Here is an 18,999-nt window from a genome sequence, read left to right as displayed (position 1 = left end):
ATCAGGCCGCCACGTCCAAAGGGCTGAGCGCCTGTTCCAGTCCCATCGCCTTCATCAGGTTGCGCATCTCCTGGCGCGCGGCGACGTGGGCCAGCGAAACCGCCACCGGCCGGATGTCGTTCGACAGGTCCGCCACCGTCAGGCCGAAGGGGAAGAGTTCGCGATAGATGACCCGGTCGCGCAGGCCCGGCCCGACGCGGAAGCCGACCCGTTTGGCCAGCTTGGTCATCCGCTCTTCCAGACGTTTGCGGTTGCGCGCCTCGGCGACGGCCAGGCGATTGGTGACTACCAGCCAGTCGATGGTGGCGTGGCGCCCCTGGGCGATGGCCCGCTGCTTGCGCGCTTCCCAGACGCTCTCGGAATAGATCGACGGCTTCAGCAGATCCAGCGTCACCGGATCGACGTCGCCCAGCAGGTCGAAGTCGACGAAACTGTCGTTCATCGGCGTCACGATTTGGTCGGCGCGAGCATGCGCCGCGTTCGAAACGGCCGTGTCCCCGCCCGGCGTATCGATCAGGATGCAATCCACGCCCTGCGCCGCCGCCTCGTCGAAGGCGCGCTCGAACGCGGCGATCTGTTGGGCGACATCCGCCTTGGCCAGGGCCTTGCCATCGCCCATGTCGGGGATGAAGGGCTGCGGCAGCGTCTGTCCATTCGCGGCCAGCCAGGCCAGGCGATTGTGGAAGAAGCGCTGCATCGACCGCTGACGCAGGTCCAGGTCGATGATCGCCACCGTCCGCCCGGCGTGCAGCATGCCTGTCACGATGTGGATGGCCAGGGTGGACTTGCCCGCCCCGCCCTTTTCGTTGCCGAGAACGATCACATGCGGCTGCGTCATTCGAGGGAATCCTCTGTGCCGACCGCGCGACTCAAGCTGCGCGGTCCTAGGTCCGGCGAGATTCGGCCTCAATGCTGCAAACGTCAACGGAACCTTAACGCAGACCTGTGGACGGCGAGCGGCTGGGCCTCAGCTGTTGCGCGCGCACCATGCGTCCGCGACATCGGCGGACCGGCACACGGCGGCGGCGGTTTCGGTCGAGACCGGTCCGACCTTCAGCCGCGTCAGGCTGCGGCCGTTGACCTGAACGTCCTCGAACACCGGCGACAGGCCCGCCAGATCGGACTTGGCCCTCAGCCGCGCCCACGCCTGTTGCGCGCCGGAGGGACTGGAATAGGCGCCCAGCTGGATCGTGCGCCCCTGCGTTGGAACGCTCAGGCTGGCCGGACGCAACATGGGCGGCTGGATCCGCGCGACCGCCTCGTCCGCTGCGGTCTTGACGACGGCGGGCGCCGCCGCCTGAACCACGGGCTGAGTGACGCGGATAACGGCGTCGCGCAGACCCGTATCCTCGACCTCGTGACGAATGCCGGCTTGGGCGTCGCGGGCGTCCCACATGGCATGCGGGTCCATCACGGCCACCTTGACCGGCGTAAACCGGGCGGGGCGCAGACCATCCTGCTCGGCGGATCGATGTCCGCCTTCGCGGGCGCCGGGCGTCAGCGGAACGTCGATCGCGGCGACGTTCTCGGCCATCGAACGGAAACGATGAGGATCGCTGTCCACCGCACCGCAGCCGGCCAAGGCCAGGCCGCCGGCGCAGGCCAGGGCGATCAGAACTGGACGGGTCGCTTCTGCGGGCGTCATAAGCATGACCCTAGAGCCCAGACTTTGCGGTCTGGTGCATCAACAGGCTTAAGCGGAAAGGTTAATCGCTTCATAATGATAGACGCCGCCCCCCTCCCCGTTGTCCGCACCGTCGCCGAACTGCGTGCGATCGTCCGGGACTGGAAACGACAAGGCCTGAGCGTCGGCATGGTTCCGACCATGGGCGCCCTGCATGAAGGCCACCTGACCCTGGTGCGCGAGGCCGCGCATCGCGCCGACCGCGTCGTGGCTTCAAACTTCGTCAATCCGACCCAGTTCGCCGCCCACGAAGACCTGGGCAAATATCCCCGACAACAGGAAGAAGACGCGCGCCTGCTGGCCGGCGCCGGCTGTCACCTGATGTTCGCGCCTTCGGCCGAGGAAATGTATCCCGACGGCTTCGCCACCAGCATCGCCATGGCCGGTCCGGCCTTGGGCCTGGAAGGCGATTTCCGGCCGCAGATGTTCGGCGGCGTCGCCCTGATCGTCACCAAGCTGTTCAACCAGGTCCAGCCCGATGTCGCCGTCTTCGGCGAGAAGGACTATCAGCAGCTGATGGTCATCCGTCGCTTCGTGCGGGATCTGGATCTGCCGGTCGAGATCGTCGGCGCCCCGACCGAACGCGACGGCTGGGGCCTGGCCCTGTCCTCGCGCAACGGCTACCTGTCAGAGGCGGAACTGGAGATCGCGCGGCGTCTGAACGGCATTCTGGCTGAAGCCGGCATCCAGGCCGCCAGCGGCCGCCCCCTCCCCGGCGTCGAGCGCGAAGCCTATGCCGCCATCCTGAAAGCCGGGTTCGAACGTGTCGATTACGTCGTCATTCGCCACGCCGAGGATCTGACGCCGTTCCGCAACGACATCGTCGACGCCCCCGCCCGCATCCTGGCCGCCGCCTGGTTGGGCAAGACGCGCCTGATCGACAATATGGCCGTCTGAAAAGAAGGGCCGCATCCGTTTCTGGACACGGCTCTCCTCTGCGATCCGAGCTTCAAGCCGTTTCGGCGACAGCGCCAGGCAGGACGGCGAATTGCACGCGTGAAAAATGGTGCTATGGCGTGCAATTGACGCAAAGGATCATTGTTTTCTTTGGAGAAAACAACAGAGCCCGAATTGCACTGTGCAATAAAAGTGCAATTCGGGTCTGAAAGTTGGACTCGGAAAAAACAGTCTAACGAGTCCAAGTCTTGTGGAGGGATGGCGATGTCAAAGACCGAGCCGGTATCATAACCGCGTTTGACATCGGACTCAGGAAAAAGCCGATCCCACCCTTCAAGCCGCTGAAAAGATGCGGTTTCGCTCAGGTGAAAAGGATGGCTGGCGACCGTGACATGGCAGCCGCCGGTCGAGAACCCAGGATTCCATCAAACGCGGACAGGTCTAACCGATCGCGCCGACGCAGCCTTCGGCCTCGCCCGGCGCCAGGTCGGCGTCGGTCAGGGCGATGGTCCAGCCGTGATGCGTATTGAGGCCCCAGCGTCGCGCGCCGCCGCCGTCGCCCGCGTCTCCGCCGGCCGTCACCACGACGCGGCGGCCTCTCGGCAGGGCCGGCGGATCGATCTTGCCCACGGCCAGCGACGTCGGCGTCTCGCCGCCGTATCCGTCGAACACGCTGAGCATCGACCATTCGCGACGCAGGCCCATCCACCAGGCGTCCTCGGTGTTGATCGCCAGCACCGCGATGCCGTGCCCTTCGGCGGCGAAGGCCAGCGCCTTCTGCGGATCGCGCACCATCTTGATGTCGGCGGCGGCGCCGAAGCGCAGGCGGGCGCCGTCATAGGCGCGGGTCGGTTCGATCGGCGCCCAGACCTGCACCTGCAACCGGCCTTGGCGCGCCAAGCCCCAGCCGACGATCTCGCGCCACAGATGCTCGACGGCTTCGGCGTTCTCGGGCTTGGCCTGTTTCAGCATCCGCGACAGCACGGTCTGCTCGCGGTCGGGACGCAGCTTGGTATGCGGGCCTGTCGGCGCATCCTTGGCGCGCCCCACGGTGGCGGCGACGGCGAGGCGTTGCTCGAACAGGGCCAGGATTTGGTCGTCGATGCTGTCGATTTCGGCGCGCAGGGCGGCGAGCGCCTGCTGCTCGGGGGTCAGATCGGCCATGTCAGGCCACACTTGCTGGACGTTGGAATTGGGCATGGAATCGGGCTTTCGGCATTCTGGATTTCGATATGTGCAGGGGCGAACAGCCGCTCTGATCCAGAGCGGTCGCCGGTGAGACTGTCAGGGACGAAGTGCGCCCGACGCCTCAGCCGGCATATCGAAAGCCGTAAAAGCCGTAGCCGAAATAGAGGCCGGAAACCGCGCGCGAACGGTCGGAAGAAACAGAAAGAGCGCGCTGGCGGGACATGGTCCGGTTCCGGTTATGCGGATCGTTTTGCGATCCGTGCAGGTCTTAAGGACGCAAAGACCGTGCGCCGTCAACCCTCAGGGAAGCTCAACAGGACAAAACGCGTCTGATTATCGCTGGAATCCTGCAAGTCGTTGCGCAGGATCGACAGGCCATAGACCTCTGCGGCGCCAACCGGAGCGATGGCCGCCCGCGTCGGATCACCCGCTTCGGCGACATCGCGCGCCGCACCGGCGGTGTCGTAATGCTCGATCACCTTGATGTGCGACAGCGTCTTCAGGGTGCGCTCGCACTGCGCCAAGGCGATCGGATGGCTTTCGACGGTTCGAATGTCCGCCAGACGCGCGCCCTGCACCGCCATCAGGGCGTGACGAATCGGTCGCCAGACCTCGGCCACCGGCGCTACGCCCAGCGCCCGCACCAGCGTCGCGGCCGGCTCGACTATGCCGATGGTCGAGTTTTCTACCGGGATAAGCGCACAACCGCAGTCACCGGACTTCAGCGCCTCGATCGCCCCTTCGAATGTCTCGAACGCCACCGCCTCGTCCCACGGGCGCAGAGCGAGGCAAGCCTCATGGCTGAATGCGCCCGGCGCACCCTGATAGGCGACCCGGCCGGGTTTTTCGTCTTGCGTCGCAGAGTCCATAGATCGTCACCTTCAGACTCACCGCGTACGGCCAGTCTTTTCGTATTCGATATCCAGACGTGGCGCGGCTTCGATGGCGCGGCCATGACCAGAAACGCCCTTATCTGAGGCGACGTGAGCCCTCGGTACAAGCCCGAGGGCTACGAAACCGATCTAAGCCGCCACCGACTGCGCGACCCGCCCCGCCTTGAGCCGCTCGGCGACCAGGAACGCCAGCTCCAACGCCTGGTCGGCGTTCAGGCGCGGGTCGCAGTGGGTGTGATAGCGGTTGGACAGGTCGTCCTCGGTCACCGCCTGGGCGCCACCGATGCACTCGGTGACGTTCTGGCCGGTCATCTCCAAGTGGACGCCGCCGGGGTGGACGCCCTCGGCCTCGGCCACGTCGATGAAGGTCCGAACCTCGCCCAGGATCCGGTCGAACGGCCGGGTCTTGTAGCCGTTGCCGGCCTTCAGCGTATTGCCGTGCATCGGGTCGATCGACCAGACGACCTTGCGGCCCGACGCCTTCACCTCGCGCATCAGCTTGGGCAGACGTTCGCCGACCTTGTCGTGACCGAAACGACCAATCAGGGTCAGGCGGCCCGAGACATTGTCCGGGTTCAGGGCGTCGATCAGCGGCAGCAGGTCGTCGGCCGTCATCGTCGGTCCGCACTTCACGCCGATGGGGTTCTTGATCCCCTTCATGAACTCGACATGGGCGCCGTCCAGCTGACGCGTGCGTTCGCCGATCCACAGCATGTGGGCCGAGGTGTCGAACCATTCGCCCGAACCGCCGTCCAGGCGCGTCAGGGCGCTCTCGACGTTCAGCAGCAGGGCCTCGTGGCTGGTGAAGACCTCGACCCGGCTGAGATCCGGGTGGGTTTCGGGCGTGACGCCCACGGCTTCCATGAAGGCCAGGGCCTCGGTGATCTTGTCGGCCAGTTCGCGGTACTGGGCGCCGGCGGCGTTATCGCCCGCGAAGCCCAGGGTCCAGCGGTGGATATTGTACAGATCGGCGTATCCGCCGCCGGCGAAGGCCCGCAGCAGGTTCAGGGTCGAGGCCGACTGGTTATAGGCCCGGATCAGACGTTGTGGATCGGGCACGCGCTCTTCCGGCGTGAAACCCATGCCGTTAATGATGTCGCCGCGATAGCTGGGCAGTTCGACGCCGTCGATCTCCTCCAGCGGCGACGAACGCGGCTTGGCGAACTGACCGGCGATCCTGCCGACCTTCACTACCGGCTTGCGGCCGGCGAAGGTCAGGACGACCGCCATCTGCAAGATCAGGCGGAAGGTGTCGCGGATATTGTCGGTCGAGAACTCCTTGAAGCTCTCGGCGCAGTCGCCGCCCTGCAGCAGGAAGGCCTCGCCACGCTCCACCTGCGCCAGTTTCGACGTCAGGCGGCGGGCCTCGCCGGCGAAGACGAGCGGCGGCAGGGCGCGCAGTTCGTCCTCGACGACGGCGAGGGCTTTGGGATCTGGATAGTCCGCCGGCATGTGCAGGGCGGTCTTTGTTCTCCAGCTTTCGGGGGTCCAGCGTGTCATCGTGCAAGAATAGGACTTTGCGCCTGTCCAAACAACGAAAAGACGGATGGATTTTGCGGTAAAGCGTCAGTCTTCGGCGGGCGGCGCCTTTTCAGTCGCGGTTTCGGCCTTGCGTTCGGCCTTGGCCGCCGCCTTCTCGGCCGCCTTTATGGCCGCCGCGCGGTCGCGTTCCTGACGCTCGAAGCTGTAGTTGGGTTTGCGGGCCATTGGCGTCCTCGTCTCATGTCCTAGTCTGACGGTGAAGGTGGCGATGCATCGCGTTCAACGCAATCGCCAAATCCTGCCGCGCACGGATTGCTCCTCAGAGCACCCGTTCCTTGCGTGTCAGAATCTTCGTCGTGGCGTCCAGCGTGATCAATATGCGAGCAAGAAGTGTCATGGACGATAAACGCCTTAAAGCACTCCGCGTTCAGTCCCGCGAACCTTCGTCGCACCCAACAGGCGAGCCACAATGACCCAACCCATCCTGCTCGGCGGCGTCGAGGCCGGCGGCACCAAATTCATCTGCGGCGTCGCGGACGTCGGCGGCAGGCTCATCGACCAGATCCGAATCCCCACCACCACGCCTGACGAGACTCTGGATGCCGTCGCCGCCTTCTTCGTGGAGGCCCAGGCGCGGCACGGCAAGCTGGCGGCGCTGGCGATCGGCAGCTTCGGTCCCCTCTCCTTGCGCCCCGACGCGGCCGATTACGGCGCGATCACCACGACGCCCAAGCCCGGCTGGAGCAACGTCAATCTGCTCGCTCATCTGCGGCGCACGCTGGATGTGCCGATGACGCTGGACACCGACGTGAACGGCTCGGCCATCGGCGAACGCCTGTTTGGCAGCGGAAAGGGGTTGGACAGCTTCTGCTACGTCACGGTCGGGACCGGTGTAGGCGTCGGGGTGATGATCGGCGGCGCGCCTCACGGCGGGGCGAACCATCCCGAAGCCGGTCATATCCGCCTGCCCCGCGCAAAAAGCGACGAGACGTTCGCGGGCATCTGTCCCTTTCACGGCGACTGCCTGGAAGGCCTGACCAGCGGCCCTGCCCTTCACGCGCGCTGGGGCGAGCCTGCCGAGACCTTTGCGACAGACCACCCGGCTTGGGCGATGGCAGCCGAATATATCGCCGGCCTCTGCACGAACCTGACTTACACGCTGCGGCCCGAGCGAATCATCATCGGCGGCGGCGTGATGCAGCCGCAGATGTACGATCTGGTTCGAAATGCGCTGAAACGACAGTTGGGCGGCTATGACGCCAGCCTCCGCAGTCTCGACATGGATGCCTATATCGCCGCTCCAACCGCCGGCGCCTCGGCCGGCCTGATCGGCGCCTTCGCACTCGCCTACCGTTCAGTCACGGGCCAATGGCCGCAAGACTGGGCGATGCAAGGCTAGGTAGGAAATGGGGGAGGATGGTGGACGCGACAGGGATTGAACCTGTGACCCCCTCGGTGTGAACGAGGTGCTCTCCCGCTGAGCTACGCGTCCTTGCCTTGCGGAGGCGGCGACATAGCCCGGTCGCCGTCCCCGCGCAAGCGCCTGTTTCAGATTCCGGCGGCGCGAACACCTTCGGCCGTGTCGGCTTCCGGGTCGCCCGGAAGCCAGGCGACGTGACCGTTGTAGATGTCCTCGTTCAGGATGCCCTCCTCCTTGGCCACCAGCACCGGGACCAGCATCTGTCCGGTCACGTTTGTCGCCGTGCGCATCATGTCGATGACCCGGTCGATGGCGACGATATAGCCGATGCCTTCCAGCGGCAGGCCCGCCGTGGACAGGGTCAGGGTCAGCATGACGATCGACGTGCCGGGCACACCCGCCGTGCCCAGCGAGCCCAGCACCGCCGTCAGGCCGATCAGGATGTATTGCGTCAGGGTCAGGTCGATCTTGAAATACTGGGCGATGAAGATCGAGGCGATCGCCGGATAAATGGCGCCGCACCCGTCCATCTTCACATTGGCGCCCAGGGGCACGGCGAAGGCGGCATAGGCCTGGGGCACGCCCAGCCGTTCGACCGTCTGGCGCAGGGTGATCGGCAGGGTTCCCAGCGACGACGAGGTCGCGAAGGCCGTCTGCTGGGCCGCGAAGGCGCCGCGGAAGAAGCTGGTGACCTTCAGCCCATGCAATTTCAGCAGGCCCGAATAGACGATCAGGATGTGGAACAGGCAGGCGACGTAGATGGCCCCGATGAACTTCAGCAGCGGCAGCAGGGCTTCCCAGCCATAGCCGCCGACGACCGAGCCGATCAGGCCGAACACGCCAATGGGCGTCAGCTGGATCACCCAGCGGGTGATGCGGAAGATGACGGCCGCGCCTTCGTCCACCAGCCGCCGCACGCCCTGGGCCCGGTCGCCCAGGGCCACCAGCGCCATGCCGACCAAGGCCGAAAAGAAGATGATCTGCAGCACCTTGCCCTCGGCCAGGGCCGCGAACGGATTGGTCGGCACCACCCCGATCAGCACCTCCAGCGGCGTCGGGATCACCCGTTCCTTGACCTCGCCCAGCGGCAGATTGGACAGGCCGACGCCCGGATTGATGATGTGGCCGAAGGCGAAACCGACCAGCACGGCCAGCAGCGAGGTTATGGCGAACCAGACGATGGTCCGCACGCCCAGCCGCACGGCCCCCGCCCCCTCGCCCAGCTTGGCGATGGAGCTGGCGATGGTGAACAGCACCAGGGGCGCCACCACCATGCGGATCAGGTTCAGATAGACGTCGCCGATCGGCTGCAGCCAGACCTCGGCCCGTTCACGCAGGATCAGCCCGGCGACGATGCCCAGGACAAAGCCGGCGGCGGTGCGCTGCCACAGCGGGATCTTGAAAAATCTGGCGAGCATGAAGTTGCTTTCAACAGGGGTGCGCCAATCTGTCCATCGCGGCGTCGATCCGCAACCGCTCCGGCGATCATTCAGCCGACAGATTTCCTGTCGGCGCCCCTCAGAATTTCAGCGCCTTCATGACGTAGAAGTCCGACAGGATGCCGTCGATGGCCTCCTCGACATCCTCGAAATCGTCGATCAGCACGTCGGCGCCCAGCTCCTCGACCGGCACGGGCGTAAAGCCGAAGGTGACCAGGATGCACGGCATGCCCGCATCCTTGGCCGCCTCCGCGTCGGGCGCCGCATCCCCGACCATAATGGCCCGCTCGGGATCGCCGCCGGCCTTGATGACCGCCTCCTTCAGATGCGCACCCGAGGGCTTGCGGGCGCTGACCCGGTCCGGCCCGACGATGGCGGCGAAATGCCGGGTCAGGTCCAGCTTTTCCAGCAGCAATTCCGACAGATCCGAGCGCTTGTTGGTCGCCACGACCAGACTGGCCCCGCGCGCGCTCAACCGCTCCAGCGTCTCGACCACGCCGTCGAACGGCCGGGACCCGTCGGCGATATGGGCGGCGTAATCGACCAGGAAACGCTCGAACAATGAGTCCGACTGCGCCCGTTCGACCGACGCGCCCGCCGCCTCGAAGCCGTGAACCAGCAGCGCCCGCGCACCCGAACCGATCAGGGTCGAGGCAGCCTCCATCGGCACGGGCGGCAACCCCTCCTCGACCAGCAACCGGTTCAGCGTACCGATCAGGTCCGGCGCGGAATCGACCAGCGTCCCATCCAGATCGAAGGCGATGGTCCAGCCTTCCAGATCGCGATCGGTCATCCACATCTCCCGCTGGCCCGCATGATGGGCTAGATCGCAGGACGACTAGACCGCGAGACGATTCATGACCAGCCAGACGCGCCCCCGCGCCGCCATCATTCTCGCCGCCGGCCAGGGCACGCGGATGAAGTCGCCCCTGCCCAAGGTGCTGCATCCGGTGGCCCATCGCGCCATGCTGGATCACGCCATCGACGCGGCCGAGGGCCTGGGCTGTGAACGGATTGTCGTTGTCGTCGGAACCCACTCGCCCGAGGTCCGCGCCCATGTCGTCAAACGCCTCGGCGAGGCCGCCGTCGCCGTCCAGGACCCGCCGCTGGGCACCGGCCACGCCGTCCGCGCCGCCGAACAGGCGCTTGTAGGCTTCGACGGCGAGGTTGTCGTCACCTACGGCGACGTGCCCCTGCTGAAGGCCGCCGACATCGCGCCTGTGTTCAATGCCGATGGTGTGACCGTGATCGGCTTCGAGGCGCGCGATCCCGGCGCCTATGGCCGGTTGATCCTGGACGGCGACGCCTTGACCGCCATCACGGAGGCCAAGGAGGCGTCGGCCGAAGTCCTCGCCATCACCGCCTGCAACTCTGGCGTCATGGCCGCCCCCGCCGCCCTGCTGTTCTCGCTGCTGGCGGATGTGACCAACGACAACGCCAAGGGCGAATACTATCTGACCGACGTGGTCGAACTGGCTCGCAAGGGCGGCCATCCGACCCGCGCCGTCTTCGCCGCCGAGGACGCCGTCATGGGCGTCAATTCCCAGGCCGAACTGGCCCAGGCCGAAGCCCTTTTCCAGAGCGTCCAGCGCGAGACCTTCCTGGCGGCGGGCGTGACCATGAGCGCGCCCGATACCGTCCATTTCGCCTGGGACACTCAGGTCGGCGGCGGAACCGTCATCGAACCCTTCGTCGTCTTCGGTCCCGGCGCGGTGATCGAGGGCGGCGCCCGCATCCGCAGCTTCAGCCACATTGAGGGCGCCCGCGTCGCCTCCGGCGCCGAGGTCGGCCCCTACGCCCGGCTGCGGCCCGGCGCGGACCTATCAGAGGGGGTCAAGGTCGGCAATTTCGTCGAGGTGAAGAATGTGAAAATGGCCGCGGGCGCCAAGGCCAATCATCTGGCCTATCTGGGCGACGGGTCGGTCGGCGCGGGCGCCAACATCGGCGCCGGGACGATCTTCTGCAACTACGACGGCTTCAACAAGGCCCGCACCGACGTGGGCGCCGGCGCCTTCGTCGGCTCCAACTCCAGCCTGGTCGCCCCGGTCGTGATCGGCGACGGCGCCATCGTCGCCTCCGGCTCGGTGATCACCGATGACGTGCCCGCCGACGCTCTCGCCTTCGGCCGCGCCCGACAAACCCTCAAGCCGGACGCCGGCGCCGCCTTCCGCGAGAAGGCGAAAGCTCAGAAAGCCGCAAAATCCAAATGAGCGATCAGCAAAAGAAGAACGCCGGCGAGGCCGCCGCCGCCCATGTCGAGGCCGGCATGATCGTCGGCCTGGGCACCGGCTCCACCGCCGCCTGGTTCGTCAAGGCGCTGGCGGCGCGGGGCCTGCCCGGCCTGCGCTGCGTCCCGACCTCGGAAAAGACCGCTGACCTGGCGCGCGAACTGGGCCTGACATTGTCCACGCTGGAAGACACGCCCCGCATCGACCTGACCATCGACGGCGCCGACGAGGTCGGCCCCGGCCTGGCCCTGATCAAGGGCGGCGGCGCGGCCCTGCTGCGCGAGAAACTGGTGTGGGAGGCCTCGGCCCGCTGCATCGTCATCGCCGACGCCGCCAAGGTGGTTCCGGTGCTGGGGACCTTCCCCCTGCCCATCGAGGTCGTCGCCTTCGGTCACAAGACCACGGCGAACCGCATCGCCGACGTCCTGATCGACCATGACATCAATCAGCCCGCCCGCGTGCGCCAGGCGGATCGCGGCCTGGTCCGCACCGACGGCGGCAACCTGATCTATGACGCGGGCTGCAAGGCCATCCACGACCCGGTTCGCCTGGCCGACGATCTGAAACTGATCACCGGCGTGGTCGAACACGGCCTGTTCCTGGACCTGGCGGACCTGGCCATCATCGGCACGGACGACGGCGTCGAAGAACGCCTGCCCTGACCGCTATTTCGCCGCCAGAGCCCCTTCGACGCTCAGGGTCGCATCGGCGTTCTCGACCACGTTGAGGCTGGTCGCCTGAACGCCGCGCCCGTCCAGCGCCGCCAGCCAGCCGAAGGCCGCAGCGGTCGAGACATTGGTCAGGGCGAACCCCAGGCCGCCGTCGGGCGACATCCCCATGACGGGCGAAACGCCCCCGGCCGCGCTGACCTCGGCCACGACGGCCTGAATGTCGACGCCGCTCGCCCCCGTCGAACGGGGCGCCGCATCGCCCAGCGCGCGCCGGATCGTCGACAGGTCCGCCTCCGCCGTCGCACGCTGATCGGCCGCGTCGGCGCGCCAGGCCCAGACCGGCCGCACGATCAGCAGCCACGCCAGAACCGCGAACACCAGCACCCCCATCACCGCCAGCATCCGCTGCTCGCGCAGGGACCGTCCGTCCCACCAGGCCATTGTCTGTGCGATCATTCCGTTCATGACGCGCCTTTCAGCACGACTTCGCTGACCACGCGACCGCCGTCCTCGACGGTGCTGGTGTCCGACAGGCTCAGCCCCGATCCGTTCAGCGCCGTCCGCATGGCGTCCAGGTCGCCGAAGGCGGGATAGCTGACGGTCGCCCTCAACCCCTGGCCTGCCGAAGACGACATGCCGTCCAGTTCCGCACCCTCGACGCCCTCCACCGCAGCGAACAGGGCGGCGGACGCCGCCGCCATGCCGCCGGGCGGCGGGGCCGCAGCCAACTGACGGCGCGCCTCCGCGATCGGATCCGCCGCCTTGGCCGCGTCCGGCAGAGCCTCCGCGATCAGCGCCAGGGTCGCCTCGCGGGCCTGGCTGGCCTCATGCTGGTCGTGCGCTGCGCCCGCGACGGCCAGGATCAGCGGCGAGATCACCACCGCCGCAGCCAAGGCCGCGACCCGGCGCCAGCCGCCGCTCGATACCTGGCGTGTCCGCTCCACGCCGGACAGCAGATTGACCGGCGGCTGCGCGGTCGCCAGCGCCGACAGGGCCGCGTCCCAATCCCCAAGGGGCGCCAGCGACCGATCGCCCGCCATGGCCTGAACCAGATCGGCCTGGACCGTGGCGGCGAACCCGCGCCCGCGCAGGGCCACATCGCCGCCGACCGCCACCGTCGTCAGGGTCAGGTCGTCGTCCGGCTCAGGCAGGACCAGACAGTCGGGCACGACGGCCTCGACCGACACGCCCAGGGCGGCCAGATAGTCGATCCAGGCCTCCAGCAGGGTGGCGCTGACGGCGGCGGTCAGGCGGGGACCGTCCGCGACGCCGGGCGCGCCGACGGCGACCACGGTGCGATCCGGCAGGGCCGCCAGGTCGTCCTTCAGCATCCAGCGCGCCGCCGCCCGCGTCTGGGCCGCGCCGCCGACCGGCAGGTCCAGCCAGCGGATCAGGACATCGGCCCCCGGCGCGACCGCGAGGGTGCGCACCTCGGCGTGCGGCGCCTCGCCTTCCAGCAGCAAGGCGCCGCGCTGAATCACCCGGCCCTGGCCATCAAATACGACGAAGGGCGCGGGCATGGACGCCGCCGGAGGGATCTGGACGATGCGGGTCGTGGTCATTCTTCGGGTATCCAGCGGCGGATGACGGTGCGCACGCCCCCTTCGGGCGCGGCGTACAACAGGGCGGTGCGGACGGCGTGGGCGCCGCCGTAATCGACATCGACGGTCAGGTCGAAAAAGCGCGTCAGCAGCGTGGCCTGCGCGCGCGTCTCGTCGTCGGGCGTGAAATCCTGAAGGGCCGGCTGCGCCCAGAAGGCGTCGGCGCTGACCCAACCGGTCGCCGGTCGCGCGGCGATGGCGGTCTTCGCCGCCGCCGGCCCCAGCGCGCCGCGCGTCAGCATCGTCAGCAACGGCGCCTGATCCGGTCTCAGGGTGTTCACATTGATCGCCGACAGCCGGGTCGTCGGCAGGGCGCAGACATAGGGCCGCAGACGCCGGTAAAGCCCGTCGTCCATCCCGGCGACGGCCCGCATCTCGCTGACATCGGCCAGCATGATCCCGGCGGTGCGATAGGGGACCGACAGTCCGGCGTATCGCGCATCCTCCGCGCCCCCCGGCAGGGGGTCGCCGTCCGCGTCCATCCAGTCGGTCAAGGCGGCGCCGACCGTCGCCATTCGCGTACGCGGCAGCCCCAGCGCCGTCCCCAGCGCCACGAACTGCGCCAGCCCCTCCGGCCGCGCCACCAGGTCCTCGCCCTGGCCCAGCACCAGACTATTCAGGTTGAAACAGGCCTGGCCGTCGTGGACCACCGCCTGGATCGCGCCGTCCTCGATAGGGAAGCTGAGCACCCGCCCGTCCCATCGCGGCTCCAGCGGCGTGCGGACGGGGTCTGCGGCGATCAGATCCTCGATCTGGCGCCGCGCCAGGCTTTCGGCGCCGGCGGCGTACCACTGGGCCTGGGCCTGGGTCTCCACATTGGTCGTGCGGCGAACGGAAAAGCGCACGTCGTCCAGGATGGCCACCGCCACGACGGCCATCACCGCCACCAGCAGCAGGACGGTCAGCAGGGCCATCCCCTCGCGTTCTCGACGCCGCCCCCTCACGCCGCCGCCACCAGGAACAGCTGTTCGACGCGTCCGATGCCGTCCAGCGTCATGACCACCCGCACCGCGTCGGGCAAGGGCCGCGCGCTGTTCGAGATGAAGGCCGGGGCCTCGCTGCCGTCCTGCAGGAAGGTGACCGCCACGTCGCGGACGCCGGTGTAGAGCACTTGGGCGGCGCCCGCCCGCGCCCCGTCCAGATAGGGCGACACCCGCCGTTCCAACCGCCCATCGGTCAGCCGATATTCCACGCGTTGCAGCGACGGCCGCGCCGCAGCGTCGGGATTGCTCCACCCGTTGCGGACCAGGACCAGAACCGGATCGCCCGGCGCCTGCGCCCCCATCAGGGCGCGCGGCAGGGGCCGTCCGCTGGGCCCGCGCGTGCGCCGGTCGGAGGCCTGGGCCAGATCAGCCTTCAGCAGGGCGCGCGTCCGTTGCAGGGCGGCGGTGCGTTCGACATTGCTCTGGACCGCAAACCGCGTGTCGATCGTCTGGCCCAGCACCAGGGCGCCCGCCGCCGCCAGCAGGGCGAAGATCAGCAGCGAGACCAACACCTCGACCAGGGTGAAGCCCGCGCGGGCTTTGGCGGTCTTCATGCGCCCGCCGCCCGGAACAGCACACGATCCGCCGCCTGGCCCTCGTCGTTGGCCACCCGCACGTCGATGCGGCCCACGCCCGGAACCTCCGTCCCGCTGACCACGCGCCGCCAGCGCCAGACCTGGCCGCCCAGCGTCGTCTCGCCCGACGTCTCCCCGACCGGCAAGCTAGGGGCGATCATGGCCTCCGCCGCGACGTTTTCGGCCACGATGCCGCCCAGGGTGCGCGCCTCGACACGGGCGGCCGAGCGCGTGCTCTCTCCCGACAGGTTCAGCAGGGCCAGCGCCGCCAGGGCGAACACCGCCAGGGCGACCAGCATCTCGATCAGGGTGAAGCCGGCGCGGTCAGCCATCGACCACCACCTCGCCTGCGCCGTCCACGACGACGGTGCGCCTCCTGCCGTCGCGCATCAGCCTGATTTCGGCCGGGTCCGTCACGCCGGTCGGATCGAAGACGATCCGCGCCCCTCCTGGCGCGCCCAGGCCCTCGTCCCAGGTCTGGGCCGTGAAGACGCCGTTCAGGGCGGTCCAGTCCCGCCCGTCGAAGTTGGAAAAGCGATAGCCGACGCGGTCCACATCCACCGCGACCGGTCGGTTCGTCAGGATCGCCTCTTCCCTGGCGCGCACCAGCCGCGCGGCGAACCTTTCCGCCTCCATCCCGACCGAGGGCCGGGGATCGGGAATGGACAAAACGACGGCGCCGGCCGCCAGGCCGATGATCGTCATCACGACCATCAGCTCGACCAGGGTGAATCCGGCCCGGACGGCGGGCCTAGCCCTGCCAGTTTCCAAGGTCGGCGTCATTGCCCTCCCCTCCCTCCTTGCCGTCCGCCCCCAGCGAGAAGACGTCGAACTGCCCGCCGTGGGCGCTCTGGCGCCGATACTGGTAGGCGTTGCCCCAAGGATCTTCCGGCAAACGGCGCACATAGCCGCCCTCGCGGTAGCGTTCGGGCTGGGTCAGGCCTGCGGGCGGCGCGACCAGGGCCTGCAGCCCCTGCTGGTCGGTGGGGAAGTTCAGATTGTCGAGCCGATAGGTCTCGATCGCCTGTTCCAGCACGGAGATGTCAGCCTTGGCCTTGCCGACCATGGCGCGGTCCTGGCTGGGCAGGACGTTGATGGCCACCACCGTGGCCAGCAGGCCGATGATCACGATGACCACCATCAGCTCCACCAGGGTGAAGCCTTCGCGCTTGCGCCGGCGGGTCCGGGGTTCGGTCTTGGTCATGAGAAGTCCTTTCATCCCACCGCCAGGGTGTTGATCTGAAGGATCGGCAGCAGGATCGACAGCACGATCAGGGCGACCACGCCGCCCATGACGACGATGATGGCCGGCTCAAGCAGGCTCAGCATCACGGCCGTGAAGGTCGAGAACTCGCGTTCCAGATAGTCGGCGGCGCGCTCCAGCATCGGCTCCAGCCGTCCGCTGCTCTCGCCCGAGGCGGTCATGTAAACCAGGATCGGCGGGAAGACGTCGGCGCGGCGCATGGCGGCCGACAGCCCGCCGCCCTCGCGCACGGCGTCGGCCATGGCCTCGGTCGCCTGACGAAGCGCCCGGTTGGACACCGTGCGCGCCGTGATCGTCAGACCCTCCAGCACCGGCAGGCCCGCGGCGATCATCGTCGACAGCGTCCGCGCCATCTTCGCCCCGTGCAGGTCGCGCGTCAGCCGTCCGACCAGCGGCAGACGCAGCACTGCGCGGTCCATCGTCATTCGGATGTTCTGTCTGCGACGCGCCACGACGCCCGCCGCCGCCAGAACGGCCAGGACGACCAGCACCAGCCAGCCCCAGTTCCGCATCAGGTCCGACACGCCGATCACCAGCCGCGTCAGCAAGGGCAGCGTCTGGTTCATGCTGTCGAACTGATCCACCACCTTGGGCACGACGAAGGTCATCAGGGCGCCGATGACGCCCAGCGCCACGACCGCCAGCACGCACGGATAGACCAGCGCCGTGATCACCTTGCCGCGCACCTGCTGGTCGCGCTCCAGCCCGTCGGCCAGCCGCTCCAGGATCGGTTGCAGGGCCCCCGACTGTTCGCCGGCCGAGACCATGGCCCGATAGAGGGGCGGAAAGGCCTGGCCCTGGCGGCTCATGGCGTCGGACAGACGACGCCCCTCCATCACCCCGGCGTGGACGCCTTCCAGCACCCGGCGAACCGCGACACGGTCGGCCTGAAGCGCCAGGGTCCGCAGAGCCTCCTCGATCGGGGCCACGGAAATCAGGGTCGCCAGTTGCCGCGTGGTCAGGGCCAGGGTCTTGGCGTTCAGCTTGCCGCCCGGCCGCGCGGCGGTCTCGGCCCGGCCGACGACGCGTGCAGGCGTGATCTCCAGCAAGGCCAGCCGACGACGCGACAACAGGCTTCGCGCCGCAACCTCGTCCGCTGCGGTCAGGGCGCCGGACACCGTGCGTCCGGCCGCGTCCACGGCGACATAATCGAACGCCGCCATCAGCCCGCCTCGCCCGAACTGTCGCCATCCAGATCGACGGCGGTTTCCTGACGCGACACTCGCACCGCCTCCTCGATCGACGTCACGCCTTGCAGGACCATGTCGCGCGCGCGATCCGCCAATGTCCCGCCCTGTGCGAACGCCGCGGCGCTCAGGGCGTCGCCGTCGGCCTCGGCGGCGATCAGGCGACGGACGCGATCGTCGATCTTCAGCACCTCATACAGGCCGACCCGGCCGACATAGCCGGTGTTGGCGCAGTGGGCGCAGCCGTGCGGACGCCAGACGCGCACCCCGGCCTTGGCGCCGATCAGACGGGCGGTCGTCTTGTCGGCGATCTCGGGCGTCCGGCACTCGCCGCACAGCCGTCGCACCAGCCGCTGGGCCACGACGAGACGCAGGGTCGAGGCCAGCAGGAAGGGCTCCACCCCCATGTCGCGCAACCGCGTCACCGCCCCGACCGCATCGTTGGTGTGGACGGTCGACAGCACCAGATGCCCGGTCAGCGAGGCCTGAACGGCGATGCCCGCCGTCTCCACGTCGCGGATTTCGCCCACCATCACCACGTCCGGATCCTGGCGCAGGATGGCGCGCAGGCCGGCGGCGAAGGTCATGCCGACCTTGGTGTTGACCTGCGTCTGGCCAACGCCGTCAATGGCGTATTCGACCGGGTCCTCGACCGTCAGGATGTTGCGCGTCTGGTCGTTCAGCAACGACAGCCCGGCGTACAGGCTGGTGGTCTTGCCCGAACCCGTTGGCCCCGTGACCAGGATGATCCCGTTCGGCTCGGCCAGCGCCCCCTTGAAGGCGGCGAAGGCGTCCGTATCCATGCCCAGCCGGTCCAGCGTCATGCCGGCCTGATCCTTGTCCAGGATCCGCAGCACCACCCGCTCGCCGCCCCGCGACGGCAGGGTGGACACCCGCACGTCCAGCGTCTTGCCGCCGAGCGCCAGCGGAATCCGCCCGTCCTGCGGCACGCGTTTTTCCGCGATGTCCAGCCGCGCCATGACCTTGATCCGCGACACCAGCAAAGGCGCAATGCGCGGGTTCAGGGTCAGGACCTCGCGTAGCACTCCGTCGATCCGCATACGGACCAACAGCGCCGTCTCGTAGGTTTCCAGGTGGATGTCCGACGCCCCGGCCCGCACGGCCTCGGCAATCACCCCGTTGATCAGCCGGATGACCGGCGCGTCGTCGGCGGTGTCCAGCAGGTCCGCCGCCGCCGGGATGTCGTCGATCAGGCTTTCCAGCCCCGCCGGCATGTCCAGGTCGTCGCCATCCCCGCCCGTCAGATGGTCGCCGGCGTAGATTTCCGACAGCTGCCGGTCGAACGCCGCCTGGGTCAGAGGCTCGACCGCCAGCGGCCGACCCAGCGCACGCCGCGTCTCGATCAGGGCCATCGGGTCCGCGCCATGCCGCAGCCCCACCCGCGCCACGTCATCGATGTCCAGCAACAGCACGCCGTGCCGCTTGGCGAACCCATAGGGCAGGCTGGGGCTGACCAGCGTGATCAC

At 68.2% G+C, this 18,999-nt stretch carries 21 protein-coding genes and 1 tRNA gene; 4 read left to right on the top strand and 18 right to left on the bottom strand.

Annotated elements, in window-relative coordinates; genetic code table 11:
* Window position 1: 1 nt before the first annotated feature.
* Together ACP69V_RS06020 and ACP69V_RS06015 are read right to left on the bottom strand one after the other, a co-directional pair.
* Window positions 2-838: a division plane positioning ATPase MipZ gene (locus ACP69V_RS06020; protein WP_426023071.1), complete on the bottom strand. Its 837-nt coding sequence runs from the start codon at window positions 836-838 to the stop codon at window positions 2-4.
* A 129-nt stretch (window positions 839-967) separates the two neighbouring features.
* Window positions 968-1,645 (bottom strand): SPOR domain-containing protein, encoded by a 678-nt coding sequence (locus ACP69V_RS06015; RefSeq protein WP_426023070.1) that lies wholly within the window; start codon window positions 1,643-1,645, stop codon window positions 968-970.
* 75 nt (window positions 1,646-1,720) lie between these two features.
* Between ACP69V_RS06015 and panC the strand changes: the two genes are divergently transcribed.
* Complete coding sequence (gene panC, locus ACP69V_RS06010; protein WP_426023069.1) at window positions 1,721-2,581, top strand: pantoate--beta-alanine ligase; 861 nt, start codon at window positions 1,721-1,723, stop codon at window positions 2,579-2,581.
* 441 nt (window positions 2,582-3,022) lie between these two features.
* Here the strand turns inward: panC and ACP69V_RS06005 are convergent, their stop codons facing one another.
* The 4 genes from ACP69V_RS06005 to ACP69V_RS05990 form a co-directional block, all read right to left on the bottom strand.
* The gene (locus ACP69V_RS06005; protein WP_426023068.1) at window positions 3,023-3,745 is read right to left on the bottom strand and encodes a chorismate mutase; all 723 of its coding nucleotides are present in this window, start codon (window positions 3,743-3,745) and stop codon (window positions 3,023-3,025) included.
* A 317-nt stretch (window positions 3,746-4,062) separates the two neighbouring features.
* Window positions 4,063-4,638: a prephenate dehydratase domain-containing protein gene (locus ACP69V_RS06000; protein ID WP_426023067.1), complete on the bottom strand. Its 576-nt coding sequence runs from the start codon at window positions 4,636-4,638 to the stop codon at window positions 4,063-4,065.
* Window positions 4,639-4,791: 153 nt separating this feature from the next.
* A complete protein-coding gene (locus tag ACP69V_RS05995) occupies window positions 4,792-6,162 on the bottom strand; it encodes a class II 3-deoxy-7-phosphoheptulonate synthase (RefSeq protein ID WP_426023066.1) in 1,371 nt (456 codons plus the stop codon).
* A 66-nt stretch (window positions 6,163-6,228) separates the two neighbouring features.
* Window positions 6,229-6,369: a hypothetical protein gene (locus ACP69V_RS05990; protein WP_167762578.1), complete on the bottom strand. Its 141-nt coding sequence runs from the start codon at window positions 6,367-6,369 to the stop codon at window positions 6,229-6,231.
* A gap of 244 nt (window positions 6,370-6,613) precedes the next feature.
* Here ACP69V_RS05990 and ACP69V_RS05985 point away from each other — a divergent pair, with 244 nt between their 5' ends.
* Window positions 6,614-7,543: an ROK family protein gene (locus ACP69V_RS05985; protein WP_426023065.1), complete on the top strand. Its 930-nt coding sequence runs from the start codon at window positions 6,614-6,616 to the stop codon at window positions 7,541-7,543.
* Between the two features lie 18 nt (window positions 7,544-7,561).
* On the opposite strand, the gene ACP69V_RS05980 is transcribed toward ACP69V_RS05985, so the two are convergent.
* From ACP69V_RS05980 to ACP69V_RS05970, 3 genes are all read right to left on the bottom strand, one after another.
* A tRNA-Val gene (locus ACP69V_RS05980) sits at window positions 7,562-7,636 on the bottom strand.
* Between the two features lie 56 nt (window positions 7,637-7,692).
* Window positions 7,693-8,982, bottom strand: a complete 1,290-nt coding sequence (locus ACP69V_RS05975) for a dicarboxylate/amino acid:cation symporter (RefSeq protein WP_426023064.1) — start codon at window positions 8,980-8,982, stop codon at window positions 7,693-7,695.
* A gap of 100 nt (window positions 8,983-9,082) precedes the next feature.
* A complete protein-coding gene (locus ACP69V_RS05970; RefSeq protein WP_426023063.1) occupies window positions 9,083-9,802 on the bottom strand; it encodes an HAD-IA family hydrolase in 720 nt (239 codons plus the stop codon).
* A 58-nt stretch (window positions 9,803-9,860) separates the two neighbouring features.
* On the opposite strand from ACP69V_RS05970, the gene glmU reads away from it, so the two are divergent.
* Window positions 9,861-11,213: a bifunctional UDP-N-acetylglucosamine diphosphorylase/glucosamine-1-phosphate N-acetyltransferase GlmU gene (gene glmU, locus ACP69V_RS05965; protein ID WP_426023062.1), complete on the top strand. Its 1,353-nt coding sequence runs from the start codon at window positions 9,861-9,863 to the stop codon at window positions 11,211-11,213.
* Window positions 11,210-11,893, top strand: coding sequence for a ribose-5-phosphate isomerase RpiA (gene rpiA / locus ACP69V_RS05960; protein ID WP_426023061.1), 684 nt, complete (start codon window positions 11,210-11,212; stop codon window positions 11,891-11,893). The genes glmU and rpiA overlap by 4 nt, the downstream gene beginning before the upstream one ends.
* Window positions 11,894-11,896: 3 nt before the next feature.
* Here rpiA and gspM read toward each other — a convergent pair whose 3' ends face one another.
* Genes gspM through gspE form a run of 9 tightly spaced genes read right to left on the bottom strand, consistent with a single transcriptional unit; the run spans window position 11,897 to window position 18,999 of the window.
* Window positions 11,897-12,358, bottom strand: coding sequence for a type II secretion system protein GspM (gene gspM, locus ACP69V_RS05955; RefSeq protein WP_426023060.1), 462 nt, complete (start codon window positions 12,356-12,358; stop codon window positions 11,897-11,899).
* Between the two features lie 5 nt (window positions 12,359-12,363).
* Window positions 12,364-13,464 (bottom strand): type II secretion system protein GspL, encoded by a 1,101-nt coding sequence (gspL, locus tag ACP69V_RS05950; RefSeq protein ID WP_426023059.1) that lies wholly within the window; start codon window positions 13,462-13,464, stop codon window positions 12,364-12,366.
* The gene (gene gspK / locus ACP69V_RS05945; protein WP_426023058.1) at window positions 13,461-14,417 is read right to left on the bottom strand and encodes a type II secretion system minor pseudopilin GspK; all 957 of its coding nucleotides are present in this window, start codon (window positions 14,415-14,417) and stop codon (window positions 13,461-13,463) included. The genes gspL and gspK overlap by 4 nt, the downstream gene beginning before the upstream one ends.
* 26 nt (window positions 14,418-14,443) lie before the next feature.
* The gene (gspJ, locus tag ACP69V_RS05940; protein ID WP_426023057.1) at window positions 14,444-15,040 is read right to left on the bottom strand and encodes a type II secretion system minor pseudopilin GspJ; all 597 of its coding nucleotides are present in this window, start codon (window positions 15,038-15,040) and stop codon (window positions 14,444-14,446) included.
* On the bottom strand, window positions 15,037-15,393 hold the full coding sequence (gene gspI / locus ACP69V_RS05935; RefSeq protein WP_426023056.1) for a type II secretion system minor pseudopilin GspI: 357 nt from the start codon (window positions 15,391-15,393) through the stop codon (window positions 15,037-15,039). Before gspI ends, gspJ begins: the two co-directional genes overlap by 4 nt.
* Complete coding sequence (locus tag ACP69V_RS05930) at window positions 15,386-15,844, bottom strand: GspH/FimT family pseudopilin (RefSeq protein WP_426023055.1); 459 nt, start codon at window positions 15,842-15,844, stop codon at window positions 15,386-15,388. Before ACP69V_RS05930 ends, gspI begins: the two co-directional genes overlap by 8 nt.
* Window positions 15,813-16,265: a type II secretion system major pseudopilin GspG gene (gspG, locus tag ACP69V_RS05925; protein WP_346495453.1), complete on the bottom strand. Its 453-nt coding sequence runs from the start codon at window positions 16,263-16,265 to the stop codon at window positions 15,813-15,815. The genes ACP69V_RS05930 and gspG overlap by 32 nt, the downstream gene beginning before the upstream one ends.
* Before the next feature lie 11 nt (window positions 16,266-16,276).
* Window positions 16,277-17,488, bottom strand: coding sequence for a type II secretion system inner membrane protein GspF (gene gspF, locus ACP69V_RS05920; RefSeq protein ID WP_426023054.1), 1,212 nt, complete (start codon window positions 17,486-17,488; stop codon window positions 16,277-16,279).
* On the bottom strand, window positions 17,488-18,999 hold the full coding sequence (gene gspE / locus ACP69V_RS05915; protein ID WP_426023053.1) for a type II secretion system ATPase GspE: 1,512 nt from the start codon (window positions 18,997-18,999) through the stop codon (window positions 17,488-17,490). The genes gspF and gspE overlap by 1 nt, the downstream gene beginning before the upstream one ends.

It is taken from the genome of Brevundimonas sp. PWP3-1b1 (genome assembly GCF_049896065.1).
Taxonomy (GTDB): Bacteria; Pseudomonadota; Alphaproteobacteria; order Caulobacterales; family Caulobacteraceae; genus Brevundimonas; species Brevundimonas intermedia_B.
The sequence above is the reverse complement of the archived record's forward strand: the minus strand, read 5'-3'. Positions and strand labels throughout refer to the sequence as shown.